At 62.9% G+C, this 25444-nt stretch carries 22 protein-coding genes, 1 tRNA gene, 2 pseudogenes and 1 riboswitch; of the genes and pseudogenes, 12 read left to right on the forward strand and 13 right to left on the reverse strand.

The window, feature by feature from the left end; genetic code table 11:
• Positions 1 to 17: 17 nt before the first annotated feature.
• Together phoU and LB558_RS19515 are read left to right on the forward strand one after the other, a co-directional pair.
• Positions 18 to 743, forward strand: coding sequence for a phosphate signaling complex protein PhoU (gene phoU, locus LB558_RS19510; protein ID WP_013533646.1), 726 nt, complete (start codon positions 18 to 20; stop codon positions 741 to 743).
• Between the two features lie 88 nt (positions 744 to 831).
• Positions 832 to 1842, forward strand: a complete 1011-nt coding sequence (locus LB558_RS19515) for a magnesium and cobalt transport protein CorA (protein ID WP_127256763.1) — start codon at positions 832 to 834, stop codon at positions 1840 to 1842.
• A 103-nt stretch (positions 1843 to 1945) separates the two neighbouring features.
• Here the strand turns inward: LB558_RS19515 and LB558_RS19520 are convergent, their stop codons facing one another.
• Positions 1946 to 2464, reverse strand: a complete 519-nt coding sequence (locus LB558_RS19520) for a GcrA family cell cycle regulator (RefSeq protein WP_023811342.1) — start codon at positions 2462 to 2464, stop codon at positions 1946 to 1948.
• 358 nt (positions 2465 to 2822) lie between these two features.
• Between LB558_RS19520 and LB558_RS19525 the strand changes: the two genes are divergently transcribed.
• From LB558_RS19525 to LB558_RS19535, 3 genes are all read left to right on the forward strand, one after another.
• Entirely contained in the window at positions 2823 to 4022 is a 1200-nt protein-coding gene (locus LB558_RS19525) for an aspartate aminotransferase family protein (protein ID WP_224699039.1), read from the forward strand.
• 17 nt (positions 4023 to 4039) lie between these two features.
• Entirely contained in the window at positions 4040 to 4951 is a 912-nt protein-coding gene (gene argF, locus LB558_RS19530) for an ornithine carbamoyltransferase (RefSeq protein ID WP_127256767.1), read from the forward strand.
• A gap of 93 nt (positions 4952 to 5044) precedes the next feature.
• Positions 5045 to 6076, forward strand: coding sequence for an Hsp33 family molecular chaperone (locus LB558_RS19535; protein WP_224699040.1), 1032 nt, complete (start codon positions 5045 to 5047; stop codon positions 6074 to 6076).
• A gap of 47 nt (positions 6077 to 6123) precedes the next feature.
• Here the strand turns inward: LB558_RS19535 and apaG are convergent, their stop codons facing one another.
• Positions 6124 to 6516, reverse strand: coding sequence for a Co2+/Mg2+ efflux protein ApaG (apaG, locus tag LB558_RS19540; RefSeq protein ID WP_013533640.1), 393 nt, complete (start codon positions 6514 to 6516; stop codon positions 6124 to 6126).
• A 243-nt stretch (positions 6517 to 6759) separates the two neighbouring features.
• Here apaG and LB558_RS19545 point away from each other — a divergent pair.
• A pseudogene (locus LB558_RS19545) lies at positions 6760 to 7910 on the forward strand (ceramide glucosyltransferase).
• A 7-nt stretch (positions 7911 to 7917) separates the two neighbouring features.
• Here the strand turns inward: LB558_RS19545 and LB558_RS19550 are convergent.
• Positions 7918 to 9105 (reverse strand): O-succinylhomoserine sulfhydrylase, encoded by a 1188-nt coding sequence (locus tag LB558_RS19550; RefSeq protein WP_224699041.1) that lies wholly within the window; start codon positions 9103 to 9105, stop codon positions 7918 to 7920.
• Between the two features lie 57 nt (positions 9106 to 9162).
• A riboswitch (SAM riboswitch) is annotated at positions 9163 to 9240 on the reverse strand.
• A 141-nt stretch (positions 9241 to 9381) separates the two neighbouring features.
• On the opposite strand from LB558_RS19550, the gene LB558_RS19555 reads away from it, so the two are divergent.
• Entirely contained in the window at positions 9382 to 10476 is a 1095-nt protein-coding gene (locus LB558_RS19555) for a 2'-deoxycytidine 5'-triphosphate deaminase (protein WP_224699042.1), read from the forward strand.
• Between the two features lie 101 nt (positions 10477 to 10577).
• A complete protein-coding gene (locus LB558_RS19560) occupies positions 10578 to 11351 on the forward strand; it encodes an ABC transporter substrate-binding protein (RefSeq protein ID WP_224699043.1) in 774 nt (257 codons plus the stop codon).
• Positions 11352 to 11514: 163 nt separating this feature from the next.
• Here LB558_RS19560 and araD1 read toward each other — a convergent pair whose 3' ends face one another.
• The 4 genes from araD1 to chvE form a co-directional block, all read right to left on the reverse strand.
• Positions 11515 to 12507 (reverse strand): AraD1 family protein, encoded by a 993-nt coding sequence (gene araD1, locus LB558_RS19565; RefSeq protein ID WP_224699044.1) that lies wholly within the window; start codon positions 12505 to 12507, stop codon positions 11515 to 11517.
• A gap of 306 nt (positions 12508 to 12813) precedes the next feature.
• Positions 12814 to 14106, reverse strand: coding sequence for a multiple monosaccharide ABC transporter permease (gene mmsB, locus LB558_RS19570; protein ID WP_224699045.1), 1293 nt, complete (start codon positions 14104 to 14106; stop codon positions 12814 to 12816).
• Positions 14103 to 15635 (reverse strand): multiple monosaccharide ABC transporter ATP-binding protein, encoded by a 1533-nt coding sequence (gene mmsA / locus LB558_RS19575; protein WP_224699046.1) that lies wholly within the window; start codon positions 15633 to 15635, stop codon positions 14103 to 14105. Before mmsA ends, mmsB begins: the two co-directional genes overlap by 4 nt.
• A gap of 123 nt (positions 15636 to 15758) precedes the next feature.
• The gene (gene chvE / locus LB558_RS19580) at positions 15759 to 16829 is read right to left on the reverse strand and encodes a multiple monosaccharide ABC transporter substrate-binding protein (protein WP_224699047.1); all 1071 of its coding nucleotides are present in this window, start codon (positions 16827 to 16829) and stop codon (positions 15759 to 15761) included.
• Positions 16830 to 17139: 310 nt separating this feature from the next.
• Here chvE and LB558_RS19585 point away from each other — a divergent pair, with 310 nt between their 5' ends.
• On the forward strand, positions 17140 to 18129 hold the full coding sequence (locus tag LB558_RS19585) for a LysR family transcriptional regulator (RefSeq protein ID WP_224699048.1): 990 nt from the start codon (positions 17140 to 17142) through the stop codon (positions 18127 to 18129).
• Between the two features lie 130 nt (positions 18130 to 18259).
• Positions 18260 to 18496: a hypothetical protein gene (locus tag LB558_RS19590; protein ID WP_127256788.1), complete on the forward strand. Its 237-nt coding sequence runs from the start codon at positions 18260 to 18262 to the stop codon at positions 18494 to 18496.
• A gap of 2 nt (positions 18497 to 18498) precedes the next feature.
• Here LB558_RS19590 and LB558_RS19595 read toward each other — a convergent pair.
• The 5 genes from LB558_RS19595 to LB558_RS19615 form a co-directional block, all read right to left on the reverse strand.
• Positions 18499 to 18572 (reverse strand) — tRNA-Gly (locus tag LB558_RS19595).
• A gap of 74 nt (positions 18573 to 18646) precedes the next feature.
• Positions 18647 to 20128 (reverse strand): hypothetical protein, encoded by a 1482-nt coding sequence (locus tag LB558_RS19600; protein ID WP_224699049.1) that lies wholly within the window; start codon positions 20126 to 20128, stop codon positions 18647 to 18649.
• Positions 20129 to 20166: 38 nt separating this feature from the next.
• Positions 20167 to 20634 carry a GtrA family protein gene (locus LB558_RS19605; RefSeq protein ID WP_224699091.1) on the reverse strand — a complete coding sequence of 156 codons (468 nt, stop codon included), beginning with the start codon at positions 20632 to 20634 and terminating at the stop codon, positions 20167 to 20169.
• The gene (locus LB558_RS19610) at positions 20612 to 21313 is read right to left on the reverse strand and encodes a class I SAM-dependent methyltransferase (RefSeq protein WP_224699050.1); all 702 of its coding nucleotides are present in this window, start codon (positions 21311 to 21313) and stop codon (positions 20612 to 20614) included. The genes LB558_RS19605 and LB558_RS19610 overlap by 23 nt, the downstream gene beginning before the upstream one ends.
• Positions 21306 to 22295 (reverse strand): glycosyltransferase family 2 protein, encoded by a 990-nt coding sequence (locus LB558_RS19615; protein ID WP_224699092.1) that lies wholly within the window; start codon positions 22293 to 22295, stop codon positions 21306 to 21308. The genes LB558_RS19610 and LB558_RS19615 overlap by 8 nt, the downstream gene beginning before the upstream one ends.
• Before the next feature lie 271 nt (positions 22296 to 22566).
• Between LB558_RS19615 and LB558_RS19620 the strand changes: the two genes are divergently transcribed.
• A complete protein-coding gene (locus tag LB558_RS19620; RefSeq protein ID WP_224699051.1) occupies positions 22567 to 22830 on the forward strand; it encodes a DUF6460 domain-containing protein in 264 nt (87 codons plus the stop codon).
• On the opposite strand, the gene LB558_RS19625 is transcribed toward LB558_RS19620, so the two are convergent.
• Complete coding sequence (locus tag LB558_RS19625; RefSeq protein WP_224699052.1) at positions 22831 to 23736, reverse strand: histone deacetylase; 906 nt, start codon at positions 23734 to 23736, stop codon at positions 22831 to 22833. It abuts the gene before it with no gap.
• A gap of 131 nt (positions 23737 to 23867) precedes the next feature.
• Here LB558_RS19625 and LB558_RS19630 point away from each other — a divergent pair.
• Positions 23868 to 25263 (forward strand): annotated as a pseudogene (locus LB558_RS19630) (MATE family efflux transporter).
• Positions 25264 to 25444 lie beyond the last annotated feature (181 nt).

Below are 25444 nucleotides of genomic sequence, written 5' to 3' on the forward strand. Positions count from 1 at the left end.
TGGGAAGGCATTTTGCCATGCAGTCCGTGCACATCGTCAGCGCTTATGACGAGGAGTTGAAATATCTGTCGAAGCGCATCGCCGCGATGGGCGGCCATGCCGAGCGCATGGTCGAACAGGCGGTCACCGCTCTCGTCAATGCCGACCCGGGCCTTGCCCAGAAGGTCATCCGCGACGATACCGTACTGGACGAGGGCCAGCGCGAAATCGACGACAAGGCGATCATCATCATTGCCAAGCGTCAGCCGATGGCGGCGGATTTGCGCGAGATCGTCGGGACCATCCGCATCTCCGCCGACCTCGAACGGGTTGGCGATCTCGCCAAGAACGTTGCCAAGCGGGTGGTCGCCGTCACCGACGGACGCCAGCCGACCAGCCTGTTCCGCGGCCTCGAGGCTCTGTCCAACCTGGCGTTGACCCAGCTCAAGGAAGTGCTCGACGTCTACGCGTCTCGCTCGGTGGAGAAAATCGGCTTCGTGCGCGATCGTGACGACCAGATCGACGCCATGTACACATCGCTGTTTCGCGAATTGCTGACCTACATGATGGAAGATCCGCGCAACATCACGCCCTGCACGCATCTGCTGTTTTGCGCCAAGAACATCGAGCGTATCGGTGATCACGCCACCAACATAGCCGAGACCATCTACTACATCGTCACCGGCGATCAGTTGCCGGCTGAGCGGCCCAAGGGCGACAAGACCGACAAAATCAGCCTTTCCGAGACGCAGCCGGTGAAGTGAACGCGCCTCTCGAACCGTCATCCGATTTACGCTAAGCTTTCCGGGCTTTGCTCTATCCTCGTCCGTGGATTTACTCCTGGAGGTCGTGATGGAAAATGTTCGGAACCTGACCCCGGCGCCTGGGCCGATATCCGGCATTATCGCTTGCGGCGTCTACACGGCCGGGCGCCGCATCGCCGACATTCCCATCGAGGAAGCCGGCGAATGGGCAAAGAAATCCGGCCATGTCGTCTGGATCGGCCTGTTGGAGCCCGACCGTAACCTGTTGCTGCGCGTCCAGGCGCAGTTTCACCTGCACGAGTTGGCGATCGAGGATGCCGAGCACCCGCACCAGCGACCGAAGATCGAGCAATATGGCGACGCCTTGTTCATCGTCGCCCGCACCGCACAGCTGATCGACGGCCGGGTCACCTTCGGCGAGACCCATTTGTTCGTCGGCTCAGGCTACATCGTCAGCGTCAGGCACGGTCCCTCGACGTCCTATGCCGCCGTTCGTCAGCACTGGGAAAGCTGCCCGCACTCGCTGGCCAAGGGTGAGGATTTCGTCCTCTATGCCATTCTCGATTTCATCGTCGACAATTACATGCCGGTGCTCGAGCAGATCGAGGACGAGGTCGAGGCGATCGAGGACAAGGTTCTGCTGAAGCCGATGACCGCTCCCGACATCGAACGGCTCTATATGCTGCGCCGCGATCTCCTGCGCCTGCGCAATGCCGCGCTTCCGCTGGTCGAAGTCTGCCGACGGCTGACCAGCGCCGAGCTGCCGCAGATACATACCGCCATGCATCCGCTGTTCCGCGACGTCACCGATCACATCCGCACTGTCCAGGAGAAGATCGACAGTCTGCGCGAGGTGCTGGCGTTCGCTTTCGAGGCGAGCTTGCTGGTCGGCCAGAGTCAGGAAACGGCGAACACCAAGAAGCTCGCCTCCTGGGCCGCAATCCTGGCGGTGCCGACGGCGCTCGCCGGCATCTACGGCATGAATTTCAGCGACATGCCGGAACTGAAGATGGAATACGGCTATCCGGTGGTTCTGGGCGCTATCGTGCTGATCTGCACGTTTCTCTACTGGCGTTTCAGGAAGAACGGGTGGCTGTGAAGGAGAGCGAATAGCGAACACAAAAACGGCTTGCTTCCTGTCACGGAAGGCAAGCCGTTTCTATTCGCTATTCGCTATTCGCTATTCGCTATTCGCTATTCGCTCAGCGACTCCGCCGCCGCTCCGATGCCGGCTGGAACGCCACGCGGGCGTGGTACTTGCAGTAGGGACCGGTTTCTGCGGCATCGTTGCCGCAGAAATGGAAGTCCTCTGAAAGCGGATCGCCGTTCGGCCATTTGCAGGTCCGCTCGGTCAACTCGACAAGCTGCAGATGCCGGGAGATCGGCAACACGACATTTTCGACCGGGCGGATGTAGTGGCGTGCCACAGGTTCGGCGTCGAACTGGGTCTGCAAGGCCGTCGCGCCGATCGATGTCGTGACATGGCGTGCCGTCGTTGCTGCGCGTGACACCGATTTCTGGACGGTCGATCCTTGCGCTGCCTTCTTCTGGCGTGCCGGCGTGGCGGTCGAGCGACCGCGGCCCGACAGTTTCAGCCGATGCACCTTCCCGATGACCGCATTGCGGCTGACCCCTCCAAGCTGTGCAGCAATCTGGCTTGCGCTCAGACCCTCCGACCACAGTTTTCTCAAGAGTTCTACCCGCTCGTCAGTCCAGTTCATGAGACCGCGCTCCTCTAAGCGTGCGGCAATCGGAATCCTTCTCCTGACCCGGCAACATTTGCCGGGGCAGACACCACATATATCTGGTGATTAGGTCCGCCGCACGAAATCTAGTTATTTCTCGACTACAACTACTCTATGCGCTGACTCGGTGACAAGAGTCCCAAGTGCAACACGAATCGGTTTTTTCGGTTTTCCCCAACTTGCCCGGTCGCTTATGAGCCGGCGTCCCGTCAGGGGGCTTGCCGCGAGCCACTACGCGACGTTTTCGTTGACTTCATGGCCGAAAAACAGGATAAGCCGCACAGGCCGCCGCTTTGGCGGCTTTTTTGATTTTCCGGTACCGGAGACGCATATAATGAGCGGTTCGGCGCTTTACGAGACCTTTGCTCGCGCACCCCTGGCCTTCGACCACGGGGAAGGCACATGGCTGATTACCGACAAGGGCGAGCGATATCTCGACTTTGCCGGCGGCATCGCCGTCAATTCGCTGGGCCACAGTCATCCGCATCTGGTCGCCGCACTCACCGAGCAGGCCGCCAAGCTGTGGCATGTCTCCAACCTCTACGAGATCCCCGGGCAGAACCGGCTTGGCGAGCGGCTGGCCGGCGCCACCTTCGCCGACAAGGTGTTCTTCACCAATTCCGGCGCCGAGGCGCTGGAATGCGCGATCAAGACGGCACGGCGCTACCATTTCGTCAACGGACATCCCGAGCGCTTCCGCGTCATCACCTTCGAAGGCGCCTTCCATGGCCGCACGCTGGCGACCATCGCGGCTGGCGGCCAGTACAAATATCTCGAGGGCTTCGGCCCCAAGGTCGAAGGTTTCGATCAGGTTGGCTTCGACGACATCGACGCCGCCGAAAAGGCGATCACGCCGGAGACGGCTGCGATCCTGATCGAACCGGTGCAGGGCGAGGGCGGCATCCGCCCGGTGCCGACGCAGTCGCTGAAGCGGCTCAGGCAATTGTGCGAGCAGCACGGCCTGCTGTTGATCTACGACGAGGTCCAGTGCGGCATCGGCCGCACCGGCAAGCTGTTCGCGCATGAATGGTCAGGTGTAACGCCCGACATCATGGCGATCGCCAAGGGTATTGGCGGCGGTTTCCCGATGGGCGCCTGCCTTGCCACGGATGAAGCGGCCGTCGGCATGACCGCTGGCGTGCATGGCACCACGTTCGGCGGCAACCCGCTTGCCATGGCAGTCGGCAACGCCGTGCTCGATGTAGTGCTGGAAGACGGCTTCCTCGAAGATGTCCAGCGCAAGGCGCTGCTGATGAAGCAAAGCCTTGCATCGGTCGCCGACGAGTTTCCCGAAATCATCGAAGACATCAGGGGCACCGGACTGATGCTCGGCCTCAAATGCGCCATGCCCAACACCAAGGTGAACATGGCGCTGCGCGACCAGCACCTGCTGGCGGTTCCCGCCGGCGACAACGTCATCCGCCTGTTGCCGCCGCTCACCGTCACCGACGCCGAGATCCATGACGCGCTCAACCGCATCCGCGCCGGCGCCAAGGGCCTGGCGGCGGCGATCGCTTCCGCCGCGGCGAAGTAATCCCGGAACCATTGCTGATGTCAGTTCGCCATTTCACCGATCTTTCCACCGTTTCCGAAGGCGATTTGCGCTTCATGCTGGACGATGCGGTGGTGCGAAAGGCGCGCCTCAAGGCAGGCGAGCGCACCAAACCGCTCGAAGGCAAGGTGCTGGCGATGATCTTCGACAAGCCGTCGACGCGCACGCGCGTCTCCTTCGACGTCGGCATGCGGCAACTCGGCGGCGAGACCATCATGCTGACCGGCACCGAGATGCAACTCGGCCGTTCCGAGACCATCGCCGACACCGCCAAGGTGCTGTCGCGCTATGTCGATGCGATCATGATCCGCACCACCTCGCACGAGCGGCTGCTGGAACTGACCGAGAACGCCACCGTGCCGGTGATCAACGGACTGACCGACGACACCCATCCCTGCCAGCTGATGGCTGATATCATGACCTTCGAGGAACATCGCGGTCCGGTCGCCGGCAAGACCATCGCCTGGACCGGCGACGGCAACAATGTGCTGCATTCCTTGCTCGAGGCCTCGGCCCGGTTCCGCTTCAATCTCAACGTCGCCGTTCCCGAGGGAAGCGAGCCGGCGCGAAAGCATATCGACTGGTCGCAGGCGCATGGCGGCAAGCTGCACTTCACCCGCTCGCCCGAGGAAGCCGTCGATCAGGCCGACTGCATCGTCACCGATTGCTGGGTGTCGATGGGCCAGGAGCATCGCGCCCGCGGCCACAACGTGTTCTCGCCCTACCAGGTCAATGCCAAGCTGATGGCCAGGGCCAAGCCGGACGCGCTGTTCATGCACTGCCTGCCGGCGCATCGCGGCGAGGAAGTGACAGACGAGGTCATCGACGGACCGCATTCGGTGGTCTTCGACGAGGCTGAGAACCGGCTCCATGCCCAGAAGGCCGTGCTGGCCTGGTGTCTGGGCGCTTGATCCCTGGGAGCTTGATCTGCGGGCGTGTGATGCCTATCTGCGCCGCATCACGCAAATCAAGCGCGTTTCGACGCATGCGCCCCTCAGGGCGGCATGGCCGCGCCCTGGAGCTTTGTCATGTTGGAAACCCATCAAGTGACTGAACATCACCCCAAACTCGGCGAATTCGGCTATGCCGGCGACGATCACGTCGTGCCGTTCGAGGTCGGCCCTCTCGATGTGCGGGGCCGCACGGTCCAACTCGGGCCGATGCTGGACGCCATCCTCGGCCGCCATGATTATCCCGAGCCGGTCGCCCGCCTGCTGGCGGAGGCCTGTGTGCTGACCGTGCTGCTCGGCACGTCGCTGAAGTTCGAAGGCAAGTTCATCCTGCAGACCCGCACCGACGGGCCCGTCGACATGCTGGTCGCGGATTTTTCCACGCCCTCGGCGCTGCGCGCCTACGCGCGTTTCGATGCCGACCGGCTGGAAGCGCTGGTCGCGGCCGGCGAAACCTCCCAGCAGACCCTGCTCGGCAGCGGCGTGCTGGCGCTGACCATCGACCAGGGCGCTCACACGCAGCGCTATCAGGGTATCGTCCAGCTCGATGGCGAGACCCTGGAAGACGCGGCACGCACCTATTTTCGCCAGTCGGAACAGATCCCGACCGATCTCAGGCTGTCGGTGGCCAAGCTATTGACGCCCGGTCCCGGCGGCGCCCGCGAGCAGTGGCGGGCCGGCGGCATCCTGGCGCAGTTCCTGCCGCAGTCGCCCGAGCGCATGCGCGTCCCGGACCTGCCGGGTGGCGATGGCGATCCACGCGAGGAGATCCACGATCCGGCCGACAATTCCTGGCAGGAGTTGCTGGCGCTGCTCGGTACGATCGAGCCGACCGAACTGATCGACCCGACGATCGGCGCCGAGCGGCTGCTCTACAGGCTGTTCCACGAGCATGGCGTGCGCGTCTTCGGCGGCGTTCCGGTCGCCGACCAGTGCTCGTGCTCCAGGGACAAGATCCGCGGCATTCTCGAGGGTTTTTCCGCCCAGGAGATCAAGGACAGCACCGAAGACGGCGGCATCCACGTAGCCTGCGAATTCTGCTCGAAGCAATATGACTTCGACCCGGCGGAATTTGCGGCCCAGTAGAGAAAAAACCACGCCTCACCGGTCGCTCCGCGGCCGGTGAGGCGAAATCAATTCACCGTCCGCCGCGTCCCCGGCAGGTCCAGTGAAAACGCCGGAATGGCGATGTCGAACGTCTCGCCCCGCTTGTTGCGCATCGTGTAGTGCCCGACCATGATGCCGGACGGTGTCGAGAGCGGGCAACCGGACGTGTACTGGTAGCTGTCGCCGGGATTGAGTTCGGGCTGGTCGCCGACCACGCCGGGGCCACGCACTTCCTCGACCCGGCCGGTGCCGTCGGTGATGTGCCAATAGCGCGACAGAAGCTGCACGAAATCGTCCGACTGGTTGTCGATCGTTATCTGATAGCCCCAGACGTAGCGGTTCTCCGAGGGATCCGAACGGTCCTCCAGGTAAAACGGCCTGACCTGCACTTCGATGTTGCGCGTGACGGCGCTATACATAAGCGGCTCCAAAACAATCCGGTAACTTTCGGCGCTCCACGCGGGCTGGTCAACGGTGCGCGTCCTGTCATTGCGGACCGAACCGCAGGTGGCGGCAAAGAATGTCATTTAAGTGACACATGACAATGATGGTGTGCGCCGACCAGTGCCGCACGACTCGGGCGCTCTGTCGAATTGTTGAATCGGTCGTCATGCAGGCAGATTGTTCTGGCGGACCGGTTTTCCTGGAGTGACCGGATCTCGATGGAACTCACTCTCATAGCCGCCACGCTTTCAACTGCCCTCATCCTCTCAAATCTCGCCAGCATCGTGCTCGCCGCTTCGCGCCTGAAACGGCGCCGCGCCATTGCCGCGCCGGCGGGCAAGCCGCGGCCGGTGTCGATCGTCGTGCCGTCGCGCGGCGTCGAGCCGTTCACGCAGGAGACGCTGGAGCGCGCCTTCTCGCTCGACTGGCCGCGCTACGAGTGATTTTCTGCGTCGCCCATGCCGACGATCCGGTGGTCAAATTGATAAACAGGACGATCGTCCGGTTTTCGAAAGTGCCGGCCCGGCTGCTTGTCGGCGACGACCGCATCAGCGCCAATCCGAAACTGAACAATTGCGTCAAGGGCTGGGAGGCGGCGCGGCACGACTGGGTCGTCCTGGCCGATTCCAACGTGCTGATGCCGAGGGACTACGTCCAGCACCTGATGGCTGCCTGGCGGCCCGGCACCGGCCTTGTCTGCTCGACGCCGATCGGCTCGCGGCCGGCCGGCTTCTGGGCCGAGGTCGAATGCGCTTTCCTCAACACGCTGCAGGCGCGCTGGCAATATGCCGGCGATGCGCTCGGCCTTGGCTTTGCCCAGGGCAAGAGCATGCTCTGGAACAAGCCGATGCTCGACGCCAATGGCGGCATCCGCGCGCTGGCCGCCGAGATCGCGGAGGATGCCGCCGCGACCAAGCTGGTGAACAGTCTCGGCCTGCGCGTCAATCTCGTCGCCGCCCCCTTCGAGCAGCCGCTTGGCCGGCGCTCGTTCGACGAGATCTGGTCGCGTCAGGCCCGTTGGGCGCGCCTGCGCCGCGTCACTTTCCCGCTGTTCTTCGCACCCGAAATCCTGACCGGCGCCGTGGTGCCTCTAGTGCTTGCGCTGATTGCCGCAGCCAGTGCCGGCTTCAGCCTCTGGGCAACCGCCATTGCCGCGCTGGCAGCCTTCTACCTTCCCGAGTGCGCGCTGGCCTGGTCCAAGGGCTGGTACCTGTCGCCACGCATGGTTGCCGCGATCATGGCGCGCGACCTGATCCTGCCGGCGATGTGGGGGCGCGGCTGGCTTGGCGGCGCCGTCGACTGGCGCGGCAACGCGATGACCATCGGCACCAAGACGGCCGAGCTGGAGGAGACGCCGTCCGGCGCCTGAAGGCCGCTTACCTGGCCTTCAGCGCCTGCGCGATGTCCTCGAGCAGATCGTCGGTGTCTTCCAAGCCGACCGAGAGCCTGAGCGTGCCCGGCCCGATGCCGAGCTCGGCGCGTGCCTCGTCAGTCAGATTCTTGTGCGTCGTCGTCGCCGGATGGGTGATCAGGCTCTTGGCATCGCCGAGATTGTTGGAGATCAAGACGATGTCGAGCGCGTTCTGCAAGGCGAACGCCGACTGCTTGCCGCCCTTGACGTCCAGGCAGATCAGCGTCGAGCCGCCCGACATCTGCTTCTTGACGATATCGGCCTGCGGATGGTCGGCGCGGCCGGGATAGATGACGCGGGCGATCTCCGGCCGCTCGGCCAAGAAATCCGCGATCCGGCCCGCGCTTTCCGTCTGCTGGCGCACACGCAGCGGCAGCGTCTCCAGGCCCTTCAGCAGCGTCCAGGCGTTGAAGGGCGAAAGGCTTGGGCCGGTATGGCGGAAATAGTCATGCAGGTTCTCGTCGATCCACTTCTTGTCCGACAGGATCACGCCGCCGAGACAGCGCCCCTGGCCGTCTATGTGCTTGGTCGCCGAATAGACGACGATATGGGCACCGAGCTGCAAGGGCTTTTGCTGCAAAGGCGTGGCAAAGACATTGTCGACGATCAGCCTTGCGCCGATCGAATTGGCAAGCGAAGCGACGGCGGCGATATCGACCACTTCCAATGTCGGATTGGTCGGGCTTTCCAGGAAGAACAGCTTGGTGTTCGGCTTGACCGCCTTTTCCCAGTTGGCGATGTCGGTGCCGTCGACCAGCGTCGCTTCGATGCCGTATCTCGGCGCCAGCGTCTCGACCACCCAGCGGCAGGAGCCGAACAGCGCACGCGCCGCCACGATATGGTCGCCGGCCTTGGCGCTGCACAGAAGCGCCGCCGTCACCGCCGCCATGCCCGACGCGGTGGCGCGCGCGTCTTCGGCGCCTTCCAGGGCGCACATGCGCTTTTCGAACATGTCGACGGTCGGATTGGCGTAGCGCGAATAGATGAAGCCTGGCTCCTCGCCCTTGAAACGGGCTTCGGCCGCCTGCGCGGTTTCGTAGACATAGCCCTGGGTGAGGTAAATCGCTTCCGACGTTTCGCCGAAACCGGAACGCAGCGTTCCGCTGTGCACGAGTGCCGTCTGTGGCTTCCAGTTGTGCTTCTTGGTGCTCATCGCTCTTCTTCCAGACACAAAAAAACCGGCCGCGAAAGTCGCAACCGGTCCATACGGCCTTGCGGCCCGACGGTCCTTTAGCGACTTGTTTAACGTGGCTGCAAGCCGACCGGCCAAATCACCACGGGATAACGACCCTTTAGACCCGCGCCACGCTTGCGTCAATTGCCGGCTTCATTAAGAGGTTTGTACCAAGCAGGTTCGGCAAAAGTGTTCCACGGTTTTGCCGCAAGAACCTGCGACAAGAAAATCGTCCGGTCTTGGAGCGAGCCAGCTTTGCGGCAGACAGGCATTCTTCCCGATCAGGACATATCGGCGCTGTTCCAGTCCGGCGCGCTGAAGTCGGCGCGTGCCCTCGACGCCGACCAGATCCAGCCGGCCAGCCTTGATCTCAGGCTCGGCGACAAGGCCTGGCGGGTGCGGGCCTCCTTCCTGCCCGGCCCCAACCACAAGGTCTCGGAAAAGCTCGACCGGCTGCAGCTGCACGAGATCAATCTTGCCGAGGGCGCGGTGCTGGAGACCGGCTGCGTCTACATCGTGCCCTTGCTTGAAAGCCTGGCGCTGCCGGCAGATATTTCGGCCTCGGCCAATCCGAAGAGCTCGACCGGGCGGCTCGACATCTTCACCCGCGTCATGACCGATCGCGGCCACGAGTTCGACAAGATCGCGGCCGGCTATCATGGCCCGCTCTTTCTGGAGGTCAGCCCGCGCACCTTCCCGATCGTCGTTCGCACCGGCTCACGCCTGTCGCAGATCCGTTTCCGCACCGGCAATGCGCTGCTCTCCGAAACCGAGTTGCACGACCTGCATCGCACCGAGATGCTGGTCGCCACCGAGCCGCCGAACATTTCCGGCGGCGGCATCGCGCTGTCGATCGACCTCAACGGCGATCAAAACGGCCTGGTCGGCTATCGCGGCAAGCATCACACCGGCCTCGTCGATGTCGACAAGCGCGCGGCCCAGGAAGTCGTCGATTTCTGGGAGCCGATCCACAAGAGCGGCGCCGGCGAACTGGTGCTCGACCCCGATGAATTCTACATCCTCGTCAGCCAGGAAGCGGTGCACGTGCCGCCGCTCTACGCCGCCGAGATGACGCCCTTCGATCCGCTGGTCGGCGAATTCCGCGTCCACTATGCCGGCTTCTTCGATCCGGGCTTCGGCCACTCGGCGTCCGGTGGCACCGGCAGCCGGGCCGTGCTCGAAGTGCGCAGCCACGAAGTGCCGTTCATCCTCGACCACGGCCAGATTGTCGGCCGGCTGGTCTACGAGCATATGCTGAAGCGGCCGCAGGCACTCTACGGCACCGATCTCGGTTCCAACTATCAGGCGCAGGGCCTGAAACTGTCCAAGCATTTCCGCGCCGCGCGCTGAGCGCCTGTCGCCGTCAGGCAAAATCCTTGCCTGTACCGGCTCGCCATGCTTGGCTGCCTTGCCGCCCGTCAAGCTGGCGGCGTTCAAGGGGAACCAAGAAAATGCATTTTTCGAAATGGGTCATATCGGCAGCGGGCGCTGCCATGCTGGTGATGGCGGCCGGCTCTTTGGCGGCGCAGGCAGCTGAAAAAATCAAGATCGGCACCGAGGGCGCCTATCCGCCGTTCAACACCATTACCGCCGACGGCAAGGTCGAAGGCTTCGACATCGACATCGCCAACGCGCTGTGCGCGCAGATGAAGGTCGAGTGCGAGATCGTCACCCAGGACTGGGACGGCATCATTCCCGCTTTGCAGGCGAAGAAGTTCGACGCCATCATCGCCTCGATGAGCATCACCGAGGAACGCAAGAAGCAGGTCGCCTTCACCAACAAATATTATACGACTCCGCTCGCTCTGGTGGCGCCGAAGGACAGCGACCTGACCTCGACCGAACCGGTGGCCCTTGCCGGCAAGACGGTCGGCGCCCAGGCTTCGACCACGCAGGCCGATTATGCCCAGAATGAATATGGCAAGGCGGGCGCGGAGGCCAAACTCTATCCCACCCAGGAAGAGGCGATCACAGACCTGACCAATGGTCGTCTTGACGCCGTGATCTCGGACAAGTTCGTGCTTATGGATTGGCTCAAGAAGGCAAGCGACGGCTGCTGCAAACTGGTCGGCGACGTCAAGGGCACCGAGACCCAGGCCGGCATTGCCGTGCGCCTGGACGACACGGCCCTGCGCGACAAGCTCAACGCGGCCATCGACGCGATCGTCGCCGACGGCACCTACAAGAAGATCCAGGCCAAGTATTTCGACTTCGATATTTATTGAGCAGAAATCTCCCCCCTCGTGGGGGAGATGGCCGGCAGGCCAGAGGGGGGCGGTTCGACCGGATGCAACCTTCTTGCGACAGATGGAGGTTGGCGCTCCACGCGCGACGACCCCCTCTGTCGCCTTCGGCGACATCTCCCCCTCAAGGGGGAGATCGCCCTTTCTACAGCGCCTTCACCGCCACCTGCACCGGCTGCTCGATCTCGAGCGGATTGCGCAGCGGCAGGCCGAAATCCCCGGCCTCGATCTCGAAGACATCGCCGGCCTCGGTCCTGATGCCGTCGGCGAAGGACAGCGTCGCCGTACCGAACATGTGCACATGCACGTCTCCCGGCTGGCGGAAGGCCGCGTATTTGAAATGATGATGTTCGAGATTGGCGATGGTGTGCGACATGTTCGCTTCGCCGGACAGGAACGGCTTTTCCCACAGCATCTCGCTGTCGCGCACGATGCGCGAGGTGCCGCGGATGTCGGACGGCAGGTCGCCGATCAGGATCTCCGGCCCGAACGAGGCGTTGCGCAGCTTGGAATGGGCGAGGAACAGATAATTCACGCGCTCGGTGACGTGGTCGGAAAACTCGTTCGACAGCGTGAAGCCGACGCGGAAAGGTGCGCCGTCGTCGCCGATGACATAGATGCCGGCCACCTCGGGCTCTTCGCCGGCGTCCTTGGCAAAGGCCGGTGACAGAAGTGCGGCACCCGGTGCCACCGCCATCGTGCCATTGCCCTTGTAGAACCATTCCGGCTGCACGCCGATCTGGCCTTTCGCCGGCTTGCCGCCCTCCAGCCCCATGCGGAACATCTTCATGGAATCGGTGAGCTGCTCCTCGCCGTCGGCGCTCAGCTTCTTGTGCATGGAATCGCGCGTCGCGGCGGAGCCGAGATGCGTCAGCCCGGTGCCGGTCAGGTGCAGATGCGCCGGATCGGGGTGGTTGATCGGCGACAGCAGCCGCCCCTTCTTGTAAGCGGCCTCGAGATCGACCGTTTCGCCAAGCCCCTTGCGTTCGATCAGCGCGACGAGGCCGACGCCGGTGCGGGCGGCCTCCATCGCCAGCGAATAGACGCTGCGGGCGCCATTGATGATCCGGGTCTTGCCGCCATTGCGGGCAACGACGCGGATGGTCTCGGCGTCGTCAAGGATCTGGGAGATCAGCATGATGAATCCTCTCTCATTTGCCTTGGCAGGGCTGCCAAAAGGGCAGACCTTGCTCAGCGCGGCCGGGACCTCGTCCATGCCACGGTTTAAATTCTCAGTTCGGATTGCGCTCGCGGGCCTGGTCCCTCAGGGACTTCTGTTACCGGCGGGTTTGCCGGCAGCGCCGCGATCGTATGCCTCCTGCTTGCCTCGCCTAGAGCAGTCCACCGTTTCACGGAAACGGCGAACCGCTCTAACTCATTGTCCTGGCGCAACTCCGGGCGGAAAACCGTTTCACACTTTTCCTCGGATTGCGCTTAAGCCCGTTCAAGCCTTGTTCTTGTTGTAGACGTCGAAGATCACGGCACCGAGCAGCACCAGGCCTTTGACCACCTGCTGCCAGTCGACATTGACCCCCATGATCGACATGCCGTTGTTCATCACGCCCATGATGAAGCCGCCGACGACCGCGCCGATGACCTGACCGACGCCGCCCATCGCCGAAGCGCCGCCGATGAAGACGGCGGCAATGACGTCGAGCTCGCTGCCGAGGCCCGCAGCCGGCACCGCCTGTCCCAGTCGCGCCGCGATGATCAGGCCGCCGAGCGCCGACAGCACGCCCATATTGACGAAAACCATCAGCGTCAGCCGCTCTGTCTTGATGCCCGACAGCTGCGCGGCCTTGGCATTGCCGCCCATGGCATAGATGCGGCGGCCGATGGTCATGCGCTTGGTGACGAAGACGAACAGCGAGATCAGCACGCCCATGACGAGCAGCACCACCGGCAGGCCCCTGTAGCTGGCGAACTGGTAGACCAGGAACAGCGCCAGCGCGCTGCCGACCAGCGTCTTGACGACGAACAGGGCAAAGGGCTCGGCCTCATAGCCATGGCGCTCGCGCTTGCGGCGCGTCCTCACCCCGAAATAGGCATAGGCCAGCACGGCGATCAGGCCCAGCACGATCGTCGTCATGTGCAGCGTCAGGCCGCTGCCCATGATGGTCTTGCCGGCCGGGTTCACCGTCGGCGGGATCAGGGTCAGTGGCCCGATGACATCCGGGATGAAGCCGGAGCTGAGCGCTTTGAAGCCATCGGGTAGCGGTCCCACCGAGGATCCGCCGCCCAGCAGGGCCTGGCAGATGCCGCGGAAGATCAGCATGCCGGCCAGCGTGACGATGAAGCTCGGTATTCGGTGATAGGCGATCCAGTAGCCTTGCGCGGCGCCGATCGCGCCGCCCACGATCAGGCAGATGATCGACACCACCAGCGGATTGCTGAACGGACCGAGCGGCCAGATGACCATCATCATCGCCGCCAGCGCGCCGATGAAGCCCGCCACCGATCCGACACTTAGGTCGATATGGCCGGAGACGATCACCAGCAGCATGCCCAGCGCCATCACGATGATGAACGAGTTCTGCTGCACCAGATTGCTGAGGTTCACCGGCTTGAACAGCGTTCCGTTCGTGGTGAACTGGAAGAACACCATGATGGCGATAAGCGCCAGGATCAGGCCGTACTCGCGCAGGTTCGTCGCCAGCGCCGAGACGGCGATGCGTGGACCCTGCTGCACGTCTTCGGCGACTTTGCCCTGCGGGGCGGGGGCGCTTTCGGTACTCATGCTGCTTTTCCTTCTCCACGAACGATGGCGCGCATTATTTTTTCCTGGCTTGCTTCCGCGGCGGGCATTTCGCCCACGATGCGCCCTTCGTTCATGACGTAGATGCGGTCGGTGATGCCGAGCAATTCCGGCATTTCCGACGAGATGACCACGATCGCCTTACCCTCCGAGGCGAGTCGCGCGATGATCGTATAGATTTCGTACTTGGCGCCGACATCGATGCCGCGTGTCGGCTCGTCGAGGATCAGCACGTCGGGGTCGGCGAACAGCCATTTCGACAGCACCACCTTCTGCTGGTTGCCGCCGGAGAGATTGCCGGTCATCTGATAGACGCTGGACGCGCGGATATTGGTCTTCTTGCGATAATCGTTGGCAACGGCGAGCTCGCGCATGTCGTCGATCACGCTGTGGCGCGACACGCCGCCAAGATTGGCCAGCGTGATGTTGTGCTTGATATGGTCGATGAGATTGAGACCGTAAGTCTTGCGGTCCTCGGTGACGTAGGCGATGCCGTGTTGGACCGCCTTGCTCACAGAGGATACGTCGATCGGCTTGCCTTTGAGCAGCACCTCGCCGGAGATGCGGCGGCCATAGGAACGGCCGAACAGGCTCATGGCGAATTCGGTGCGGCCAGCGCCCATCAGCCCGGCAATGCCCACCACTTCGCCCTTGCGGACATTGATGTCGATACCCTTGATCACCTGCCGCTCGGCATGGATCGGGTGATAGACCGACCAGTTCTTCACTTCGAACACGACCTCGCCGATGTCGGGCTCGCGCGGCGGATAGCGGTCGTCGAGTGAGCGGCCGACCATCGAAGTGATGATGCGGTCTTCCGAGATGTCCTTCTTGGCCAGCGTCTCGATGGTGCGCCCGTCACGGATCACCGTCACCTTGTCGGCGACCCGGTTCACCTCGTTGAGCTTGTGCGAAATCAGGATCGAGGTCATGCCTTGCCGCTTGAATTCGAGCAAAAGGTCGAGCAACGCCTGGCTGTCCTTCTCGCTCAGCGAAGCCGTCGGCTCGTCCAGAATCAGCAGCTTGACTTCCTTGCTCAGCGCCTTGGCGATTTCCACCAGCTGCTGCTTGCCGACGCCGATGTTGGTGATCAGCGTCTTGGGGTCCTCCTTGAGGCCCACCTTCTTCAACAGCGCACCGGTGCGCGCCTCGTTGGCATCCCAGTCGATGACGCCGAATTTGGCGTGTTCGTTGCCGAGGAAGATGTTTTCCGCGATCGACAGCATCGGCACCAGCGCAAGCTCCTGGTGGATGATGACGATGCCCTTGTGTTCGCTGTCATGGATGCCTTTGAACTGGCATTCCTGGCCCTGGAAGATGATCTGGCCGTCATAGGTGCCGGAGGGATAGACGCCCGACAGCACCTTCATCAGCGTCGATTTGCCGGCGCCGTTTTCGCCGACCACGGCATGGATCTCGCCTTCCTCGACACTGAGATTGACGTTCGACAGCGCCTTCACGCCAGGGAACGTCTTGGTGATGTCGCGCATCTCCAAAATCGTCGGGGCCATGGGGACTACCGCTCCTTGAGAGCTCGGCAAACATTGCCGGCGAGGTCGATGACAATACCGGGCTCGCTGGTGAACGAAAAGGGGCCCTGCGTTGCGCAGGACCCCCTGACTTTGTAACCGGGATTACTTCAGTTCGTCGGCCTTGATGTAGCCGGAGTCGACGACCAGCGCCTGGTAGTTCGACTTGTCAACCTCATGCGGCGTCAACAGGATCGAGGGAACGACCTTGACGTCGTTGTTGTAGGTCTTTTCATCGAGGCCGTCCGGCTTGCCGCCCGAGAGCACCTTGTCGACGAGTTCGACGGTGGCCTTGGCCAGTTCGCGGGTGTCCTTGAACACGGTCGAGTACTGCTCGCCCGAGATGATCAGCTTGACCGAGGCGGTCTCGGCGTCCTGGCCGGTCACGATCGGCCAGGGCTGTGCGTCCGTGCCGTAGCCGACGGCGCGCAGCGAGGCGGTGATGCCGCGCGACAGGCCGTCATAAGGCGACAGAACGCCGTCGACGCGGCTGCCGTCCGAATAGTTGGCCGACAGCAGATTGTCCATGCGCGCCTGGGCGGTGGCGGCGAGCCAACGCAGCGTGCCGACCTTGTCCATGCCGGTCTGGCCGGACTTGATCTTGATCGAGCCGTCGTCGATCAGCGGCTGCAGGACGGAGATGGCGCCATTGTAGAAGAAGAAGGCATTGTTGTCGTCGGGCGAGCCGCCGAACAGTTCGACGTTCCACGGCTTGGTGTTCGGGAAGCGCTCCTTGAGGCCCTTGACCAGTGAATTTGCCTGGATCACGCCGACGCCGAAATTGTCGAAGGTGGTGTAGTAGTCGACATTGGCGGTCTTCTTGATCAGTCGGTCATAGGCGACGACGACGACGCCCGCGTCAGCGGCCTTCTGCAGAGCATCCGACAGGGTGGTGCCGTCGATCGAAGCGATGATCAGCGCCTTCGGGCCTTTGGTGATCTCGTTTTCCAGCTGGCTGAGCTGATTGGGGATGTCGTCCTGCGCGTATTGCAGGTCGACGGTGTAGCCGAGAGCCTCGAGCTGGGACTTGACCGCATCGCCGTCATTGATCCAGCGCTGCGAGGTCTTGGTCGGCATCAGCACGCCGACAAGACCCTTGTCGGCTGCGTGCGCCGAGTAGGTCATGGCAGCGATGCCAAGGGCCGCGACGGCGGCCAGTGTCTTGATGATTTTCACTTTAACTCTCCCTGTTTGATGGACGCGGCACCCCGGGGGTCGCGGGCCGCGCAATCGTGCAGAAGCGCCAAGGCACTGCTGCCGTCATATCGATCTCCGGTATCCTCCCATGGCCCCGAGACGCTGATTCAATCGATACGATTTTCTCGTCAGCGACCGACACGTCTTGGAACGCGCGAAGGGTGTGGGTCTTTGCCATAACTGTCAAATGCGATCTTTGATGGTTGCTATATCATCGCTGGTATATGTATTGCGACGTGACGGGCTGACCCCGATGTCGGTCTTGCGTAAGCATTAGGTAGGGAAAGCGATGGCGGCATTCGGGAATCCGACAACAGCTTCAAATGGTTACAGGGAAGCACCGGGCGATGGCGAAACCCTGCTGCGCAGCGGTCTCAGTCTGCGCCACATGCGCATGATCGTCGCGCTCGACGACCATGGCCGGGTCAGCGCGGCAGCCCAGGTTCTGAACATTTCGCAGCCGGCGGCCTCGCGCATGATCGCGGAGATGGAGGCGGTGCTGGAGGTCAAGCTGTGCGAGAGGCTGCCGCGCGGCATCACCTTGACGCCATATGGCAAGGCTTTGGCCAGGCGGGCGCGCTCGATCCTGCTGGAGATGCGCGAGGTCGACCGCGAGATTTCCGAGCTCAAGTCGGGCAAGGGTGGTTCGGTTTTCCTGGGTGCCGTGACCGCGCCGGCAATCGAGCTGGCGGTGCCGGCAATTCGTGAAATCCGCCGCATCTATCCGCGCATCGAGATCACCATGCAGGTCGAGACCTCCAATGTGCTGGCACGCGAGCTGATCGCCACGCGCCATGACTTCATCATCGCGCGCATCCCGGACGATCTCAATCCGCGGCTGTTCGAGTCGCGCGTCATCGGCGTCGAGAAGGCCTGCCTGATCGTGCGCCGGGGCCATCCTCTCACCAAGGGCGAGGCGGTGCGGCTGGAAGAGACCGCCGCCTATGACTGGGTCTTCCAGTCTGGCGGCTCGCCCTTGCGCCAGGCGATGGAGAGCAACTTCCTCAACCGCAACATCGCTTTGCCGGACCGTATCCTGAACACCAGTTCGCTGCTCCTGACCCTGGTCATGGTCGCGCAGTCCGATGCCATCGCTCCGGTCTCTGTCCAGGTGGCGAAATTCATCCAGAACCCTGACGGGCTGGCCGGCGCCATCGACATCGTCCAGACCGAATTCGACATCGAGGTCAGGCCCTACAGTCTGATCACGGTGAAGAATCGCGCGCTGTCGCCGGCCGCCAAGATGCTGCACGACTTCATTCTGAGGGAGGTGGGATGATGACTAGCTCGGGTAGGCTTCTCCGGCGGAAGCACCGCCAGGCCGAGGTTACAGAAAGCCGACTGGGAACATTACTTCCCGCCGCTGCGTTGATGATCTTGCAAGGGACGATTTCTTCTGGAGGCTGAACATGCGCAGCTTCGAAATCATCGATCTGCTTTACGTGATCGAGGCCTGCAAGCACGATCGATCGGTCGGCAATTTCGTGTCCATGGCTGAAGGCGTGGAAGAATTGCGGGTGTTGACCGGCGATTTCGTTTCATCGGATGACGTGGCGGCAAACGCCCTCGCAAAGGTGGCGCTTGCGCGAGGCTGCTCGGTTGTGTTCGACGAACAGGCAGGCGCTGAAATGGTTCTGGCGCCTTAGACTGGAGCGGGTAGAGGGAATCGAACCCTCGCGTTCAGCTTGGGAAGCTGACAAGCTACCATTACATCATACCCGCGTGCCCCCTCGTTACCATGAGGGCCCGGCTTCGGGCAATCACCAAAACGGCGCTCGCCACGGCGCCAGACAGGATCAGGCGCCGGGCAGGTAAATTACCGCGTAATCGTCCGAATAGGCCCGTTTCCAGCCCAACTGGTCGAAGAAGGGAATGCGGCTGTCGTCGGCCGACAGCAGCGCCCAGCCTATCGCGTATTTCTTCAGGCGGGCTTCGAGGAGCGGCTTGCCGTCGCCGCGTCCGGTGTCGTTGTCGCTCTTTGTGAAACCGCCCAGGAACAACTGGTCCGTCCGCCCGTCGATATAAGTCTTGAACCCGTGGAAAATCAGCGTGCCGCCGAAATTGTAGGAATTCAGCACGTTGCCGGATAGATGATGGCTTTGCGCGAATGCCAGCGCCCCGCTGGCCGATGTCTTCGGGCTCGGCGCAACCTGATAGGCGCTGCCGAGCACGGCGACCCCGCCGATCAGCAGAACGGCTGCCATGCCGCAGATGGCGTAGAACCGCCTGGCGAAGAATCTTTCCAGTCCGTCGCGCTTTTCGGCCAGCCATGCGGTGGCTGAAAGCGAGGGATATTGCTGTGCGACCTCGGCCGCCATCACCAGCGGAATCAGCAGGAAGAACAGATACATGAAGCGCACATGGGCGAGATAGACATGCAAGGTGAAGACGACGAACAACGCCTTGGCCCAGCCAATTCGCAAGCGGGACACCAATAGCCCGAAAAGCGCTAGCAGCATCGCCGCTTCCTGGACGGGACTGTCCGGCGGATTGAACGGTTTCCATTCCATGATCAGCGACACGGCCTCATTGCCGTAGGCCACGGCGAGCGTCGCCAGGATGGCCTGGACGCCGTAGGGGTGGATCAGGCTGACCAGCGGGCAAAGCAGACCGAACGCGATCCACTTCGCCAGGAGGGCCCGTTTTGACAGGCCCGTGCGTGCCAGCAGATCGAGGCCGGCGAAAGCCGCGATGACGAAGCTCAAGGTGAAGGTGGCGTGCAGGTTCGCCCACAACACGACCAGCACAAGCAGCCACCAGGGCGGCGCCCGTTCTTCCCTTGCCGCACCAAAGAGCACCGCCGTCCAGATGACGATGATCGGGAAGGTGAACACATGCGGACGCGCCGTGAAGATCGGGTTGATCAGGAACACCGCCGCGAACGCCACCGTAATCGCCAGGATCGGCTTCAGCCATGCGCTGAGAAACCACCCCATGAGGAAAACCGTCAGGGAGATCGAGGCGATGATCGCGGTGACGACCCCGTTCCAGCCGCCCGCCCGGTAGGCAAGAGCCAGCAGGACCTGCCCCAGCCATTCCTTGGCAATCCAGGGCTGGCCGGCAAACGTGTAGGAATAAGGATCGACGGTGGGAAATGTCCGGTTACTCAGGAAATCCAGACCGACCTTCACTTGCCACCAGCTGTCGGGATCCTGCAGGGTGGCGCCTGCCTGGGCACCCAGCGCACCCGCCATCGCCAAGGCCGCGAGCAGGCAGAAGATCAGCCTGTTCCGCTCGTTGTATGTCGCGGCCTCCGCACTGGCCTGAGCGTCGTTCATGGTGCGCCGCCTCTAATCGGTTCCGGTGACAGTTGGGTTCAAGGCGTTGGATTGGCGGGCTGCCGCCGAGGCTTGTCGGCCACCCGAACTATGCGGTCGGTGCTGTCGTCCCCACGTCCCACAAACACGAAGCGAGCCGAGCCAAGATAGAAAACAACCGAATAGACGCAGATTCCCGCGAGGTGGACCAGCGGGTTTTCGACGATGCCTGCTGAACGGGCGGCGATCACGACGGCCAGATTGACGCTGTAGGCGACCAGAAAGACACCCCCATAGCGCAGCGCGGTTCCGGGCTGGAAGCCATCGGCTCTGCTGAAGGTCCATTGGCGGTTCAGGAAGAAGCCGAGGACAAGGCCGGCCGCATAACCCGTGGCGTTGGCAAGGATGTCGCCCAGACCAAGCGCAAGCCCGGCCAGGATGACGGCGTATCCCAGCGCCGTGTTCAACAGACCGACGGCGCCAAATCGCAGCATCCTCGGGAAGTCAAACGGCAGGCTTGACCACATGCGCAAAATATTGGGCTCCGACAGGAATCTTGGTGAGGAAGCGCTCGAACGGCCTCAGTCTCGCAAGCATCCGAGGAAAGAAGATCCGGTAGACGATCCTCGTATTGGCGAGGCCCGCCTCGGCCATGCGCCTGCGCATCTCGCGCGAATTTATCAAAACCGCATTTTCGTCGAAGGCACAGTTTCTCACCGCGTGCGTGGTCAGCGGGTTCCAAGGATTGTGTTCGAAGACGAAGAAGCTGCCGCCATCGGCCAGCACCCTGCCGATCTCGGCGAACAGTCCGATCTGCAGGTCCTCGGGGATATGGTGGAAGACGCAGGCCGCGAAGGCCAGGTCGAAGCTGCCGTCGGCAAAGGGAATTGTCTTGCCGTCGAAATGCGTGAAGGCGGCCTGGTCGGGAAAGCGCTTGCTGGCGATGTCGAGCGATTCCCGCGAAGGATCGAGCAAGGTGATCTCCGCGTCGGGAAACGCGTTGCGCATATGGCCGAGCGAATTGCCGACGCCGGCGCCGAAATCCAGTATTCGTCGCGGTTTGACACCGGCCCGCAGCAGCGTCGCGGCGACGTCGTCGATTTTGTACCTGGCGAAGAAATCCGGGTTTTCGCCGCTCAGCCTTATGCTCGCGGCATGCTGCTCCTGATATTCCCGCGCAAACTGGTCGAACTCCGCCTCAAGCACGTGCGGCCCTCTTTGCCATCTCCTGCAGGCGATGGATCGGCAATTCGCCGTCCTCCACTGCCTGGCTGCGCGAAACGATCTCGTTGACGAAGTAGAGCGGCCGCCGCTTTGTCTCCATGTACATGCGCCCGAGATACTCGCCGAAGATTCCGAGCACCATAAGCTGGACGCTGCCGAGGATCAGCACGATCGCGGCAAGGCTGGTCCAGCCGGGCAACACGTTTCCGACCGACCATTCGAGCAGCGTGTAGCCGAGCACGACCAGCCCCAGGAGCCCGAACATCATTCCGAGCAGCGAGGCGAACCGCAAGGGCACGATGGAGAAGCTGGTCATCGCGTCGACCGCCAGAAGAAGCATTTTCTTCAGCGGATAGTGGGTGGTGCCGGCAAAGCGGCGGTGCCGCTCATAGGGGAAAGCCACCTGTCTCAGCCCGATCCAGCTCACCATGCCGCGAATGAACCTGTAACGTTCTGGCATCGCGTTCAGATGGTCGAGCGCGCGACGGTTCATCAGCCGGAAATCACCGGTGTTCGGGGCTATGTCGACGTCGACCATCCGGCGAAGCAAGCGATAGAACATGGACGCGGAGGCGAGCTTGAACCAGCTTTCGCCATCGCGCGTCAGTCTCTGGCCGTAAACCACATCGAAGCCTTCGTTCATCTTCGTCATCATCGCGCCGAGCAGTTCAGGCGGATCCTGCAGGTCGGCATCGAGAATGAGAATGCGCTGGCCGCGACAGAATTCGAGCCCAGCGCTCAACGCGATCTGGTGGCCGTAATTGCGGGCGAGGTCGATGGCGACGACATGGTCGTCCTTTTCGGCCAGCTGTAGAATGGCCTCGCGCGTACCGTCGGTCGCGCCATCGATGACAAGGACGATCTCGTAGGAAGGGCCTTGTTCAAGGCATGCGGCCGTTACCCGCCGATGCAGTTCGGCCACGCCATCCAGCTCGTTGTAGCATGGGATGACCACCGACAGCATGACGCCGCGTCGCGCGGTGTTTTTCTCCGTCTCCACCAAAGCCTTGCTCCCGCTATTCGATTGGGAATAGCGGCAATTGGTTAGAAAACAGATAAGCCAGCGGGTTCGACCGAGGCCGCCGCTAGCCATGCGGCTTGCGCTGCTTGCGGCCACGCCATCCCGTTCCAGGTCTCCGGCATCCCGCAAAACTGCCGGCTTGAAGCGGGCAAGCCAAGTGCGTATGTCTGGGCCGACGCCTTCCAAGTCTGATACCTCAATCTGGAGATGGGCCTTGTCCGCATTGACGCGCTTTCTTGGCGACTCGCCGCTCAAGGTGATCCTGAAACTGCTGGTGGTGTCGTTCCTCGTCGGCCTGGTCATGAATGCCTTCGGCTGGTCGCCGATGGATGTGCTCTACGGCATCCAGAAGTTCTTCATGGACCTGTGGAATCTCGGCTTCCACGCCATCGACCGCTTCCTCGGCTATATCCTGCTGGGCGCCGCGATCGTCGTGCCGGCCTTCATCCTGTTGAGGCTCGCCAACTACCGGAAGTAGTTACCGGGCGTAGCCCGAGGCCACCTCGAACAGGATGGCGTGGCGCGCCGCGAGTGCGGGCACATCAGTTGAATAGCCACCCCCGATGACGCCACAGACCGGAACGCCCTGCGCGCGAAAATGGCTGATGACCATGTCGTCGCGGGCGCGCAGGCCGTCATCCGATAGCGCCAGCCTGCCAAGCCTGTCCCCGGCATGGACGTCGACGCCGGCATTGTAGAACACGATGTCCCAATGGGCCTGTGCGGACAGTTCCGGCAGGATGGCGGCCAGCCTCTCGAGGTAGGCAGCGTCACCCGTGCCATCGGGCAGCGCGACATCGAGGTCGGAGGCGATCTTGCGCGCGGGGTAGTTGCGGTCGCCATGCATGGAAAAGGTGAACACGCGCGGATCATCGGCGAGAATATCCGCCGTGCCGTCGCCCTGGTGCACGTCGAGATCGACGACCAGGATGTTTTGTGCCGCGCCTTCGGCGAGCAGCACCAGCGCGGCGACGGCGACATCGTTGAAGGTGCAGAAGCCCGCGCCTTGCGCGCGCCGCGCATGATGGCTGCCGCCGGCGGTGTTGCAGGCGATACCGTGGCGCAAGGCCAGCCGCGCCGCCAGCACCGTGCCTCCGGTGGCAAGCTGCGCGCGCAGCGAGACGCGGGGCCCGATCGGAAAACCGATCTCGCGTTCGATCTTTTCGGGCACGCAGCAGTTGACGACCTGGTCGACATAGTCCGCCGCATGGGCAAGCTCCAGCCATGACGCCGGCGCCGGGTCGGCGGTGCTGAGCGCGTCGGATCCGGCCAGTCCGCGAGCGCGCAAGGCGTCCATCAGCAACGGATATTTGCTCATCGGAAAGCGATGGTTGACGGCGAAGCCGGCGTCGTAGTCGGGATGATGGACGATCTGCAGAGGCATGAACTCGTATCCGGCTGGCTCACGCCAGACCGGGATTTCGGTTGGCCGTCAAGGATAGGTGATTGCGCGGTGGCCGGAAAATGGGGCACATCCACGGTTCGATCAAGCCGCAATCAGCAAGGCAGCAATCCTTGGACAAAGGTGCAATTCCAGCCGACGCCGGATCCCCAATCCTCTCGGGATCCCCGGTTCACCCCGGATCCTTTGTCGTCACCAACCGCTCCGTGCTCGCCATCGCCGTGCCGATGACGCTTGCCTATCTGACAACGCCGATGCTCGGCCTGGTCGACACGGCTGTCGTCGGCCAGTTTGGCGACGCCGCCCTGCTCGGCGGCCTTGCGGCCGGCGCATTGATCTTCGACGTCGTCTTCACCTCTTTCAATTTCCTGCGCTCGGGCACCACCGGCCTAGTCGCCCAGGCTTTCGGGCGTGGCGATGCCCTGGAGGAGCAGGCGGTGTTTTGGCGCGCCGTGCTGGTCGCGGTTATCGCCGGCATAGTGCTCGCTGCCCTTGCGCCGCTGGTCGCCATCGCCGGGCAAAAGTTCATGGGCGCCGAACCGCGCGTCAGCGAGGCGATGGGCGTCTACATCAGGATCAGGCTGCTCGCGGCACCGTTCTCGCTGATCAACTATGCCATCCTCGGCTATGTGCTGGGGCGCGGCGAGGGCGGGCTTGGGCTGGTGCTGCAACTGGTGCTGAACGGCATCAACATCGCGCTCTGCTTCCTGCTTGGGCTGAAACTTGGCTGGGGCGTCGCCGGCGTTGCCTGGGCGACCGTCACCGGCGAGTTCCTGGCCATGCTGCTCGGCCTGGCGATCGTGGTCCGCCGGTTTCGCGCGGCCCCGCCGTTGCCGCGCCAGCGCCTGCTCGACATGGCCGCCTTCCTGCGCATGATGTCGCTCAACCGCGACATCATGATCCGCTCTTTTTCGCTGCTCGCCGCCTTCGCATTGTTCACCCGCCAGGGCGCGCAGTTCGGCACGGTGACGCTGGCCGCCAACGCCGTGCTGATGAATTTCTTTCTCGTCGCCGGCTATTTCCTCGATGGCTTTGCCACCGCTGCCGAACAGCTGGCGGGCCGTGCCGTCGGCGCACGTGCCGCCGCACCGTTCCGCCAGGCCGTGCGGCTGACGCTGTTCTGGGGTTTCGGACTGGCGGGAGCCGCGACGCTGGTAATGCTGTCTGGTGGCGCCAATCTGGTCGCTCTCGTGACGACATCGGCGGAAGTCCGTTCGGTGGCCGACATCTACCTGCCGTGGGCGGCATTCACGGCCCTGAGCGGTGTGCTGGCGTTCCAGATGGATGGCGTCTTCATCGGCGCGACCTGGTCCCGCGACATGCGCGACCTGGTCCCGCGACATGCGCAACATGATGCTGCTGTCGTTCCTCGTTTTCGCGGCCGCGCTGCTGACCCTTGCACCCGCCTTCGGCAACAATGGACTTTGGGCGGCGCTGCACGTCTTCCTGCTGGTGCGAGGCTTCAGCCTGCTGACGATCCTGCGGCTGAGGGTGCGGACGGCGTTCTAGACGGTGTCCCCGGAAGGCCCCGGGCCGTCCAATGGCACCGAGCGGCAGCTTTTCACGATAGGAATTTTTTCTTGACTCGGTGCCCTCAGCTATGGTACATATTTGGCCATGGTGCTGATTTGCGCCAGTGACCCGCCGCACAGGCGGGTTTTCGTTTGATGCTCCGTCAGCCAACGCGCCA

Origin of the sequence: Mesorhizobium sp. CO1-1-8, assembly GCF_020164875.1 — a bacterium.
Classification (GTDB): Bacteria; Pseudomonadota; Alphaproteobacteria; order Rhizobiales; family Rhizobiaceae; genus Mesorhizobium.

What these genes read in the sequence shown, in the direction of transcription:
- LB558_RS19615 (WP_224699092.1), bottom strand. Translation starts at nt 22,295, where the DNA reads ATGCTGTCGGTGGTCATCCCATGCTACAACGAGCTGGATGGCGTGGCC.
- LB558_RS19600 (WP_224699049.1), bottom strand. Translation starts at nt 20,128, where the DNA reads ATGAACGACGCTCAGGCCAGTGCGGAGGCCGCGACATACAACGAGCGG.
- LB558_RS19525 (WP_224699039.1), top strand. Translation starts at nt 2,823, where the DNA reads ATGAGCGGTTCGGCGCTTTACGAGACCTTTGCTCGCGCACCCCTGGCC.
- phoU (WP_013533646.1), top strand. Translation starts at nt 18, where the DNA reads ATGCAGTCCGTGCACATCGTCAGCGCTTATGACGAGGAGTTGAAATAT.
- argF (WP_127256767.1), top strand. Translation starts at nt 4,040, where the DNA reads ATGTCAGTTCGCCATTTCACCGATCTTTCCACCGTTTCCGAAGGCGAT.
- LB558_RS19560 (WP_224699043.1), top strand. Translation starts at nt 10,578, where the DNA reads ATGCATTTTTCGAAATGGGTCATATCGGCAGCGGGCGCTGCCATGCTG.
- LB558_RS19520 (WP_023811342.1), bottom strand. Translation starts at nt 2,464, where the DNA reads ATGAACTGGACTGACGAGCGGGTAGAACTCTTGAGAAAACTGTGGTCG.
- LB558_RS19625 (WP_224699052.1), bottom strand. Translation starts at nt 23,736, where the DNA reads ATGCCTCTGCAGATCGTCCATCATCCCGACTACGACGCCGGCTTCGCC.
- LB558_RS19605 (WP_224699091.1), bottom strand. Translation starts at nt 20,634, where the DNA reads ATGTGGTCAAGCCTGCCGTTTGACTTCCCGAGGATGCTGCGATTTGGC.
- LB558_RS19550 (WP_224699041.1), bottom strand. Translation starts at nt 9,105, where the DNA reads ATGAGCACCAAGAAGCACAACTGGAAGCCACAGACGGCACTCGTGCAC.
- LB558_RS19590 (WP_127256788.1), top strand. Translation starts at nt 18,260, where the DNA reads ATGCGCAGCTTCGAAATCATCGATCTGCTTTACGTGATCGAGGCCTGC.
- LB558_RS19515 (WP_127256763.1), top strand. Translation starts at nt 832, where the DNA reads ATGGAAAATGTTCGGAACCTGACCCCGGCGCCTGGGCCGATATCCGGC.
- araD1 (WP_224699044.1), bottom strand. Translation starts at nt 12,507, where the DNA reads ATGCTGATCTCCCAGATCCTTGACGACGCCGAGACCATCCGCGTCGTT.
- mmsA (WP_224699046.1), bottom strand. Translation starts at nt 15,635, where the DNA reads ATGGCCCCGACGATTTTGGAGATGCGCGACATCACCAAGACGTTCCCT.
- LB558_RS19585 (WP_224699048.1), top strand. Translation starts at nt 17,140, where the DNA reads ATGGCGGCATTCGGGAATCCGACAACAGCTTCAAATGGTTACAGGGAA.
- apaG (WP_013533640.1), bottom strand. Translation starts at nt 6,516, where the DNA reads ATGTATAGCGCCGTCACGCGCAACATCGAAGTGCAGGTCAGGCCGTTT.
- mmsB (WP_224699045.1), bottom strand. Translation starts at nt 14,106, where the DNA reads ATGAGTACCGAAAGCGCCCCCGCCCCGCAGGGCAAAGTCGCCGAAGAC.
- LB558_RS19535 (WP_224699040.1), top strand. Translation starts at nt 5,045, where the DNA reads ATGGCCGCGCCCTGGAGCTTTGTCATGTTGGAAACCCATCAAGTGACT.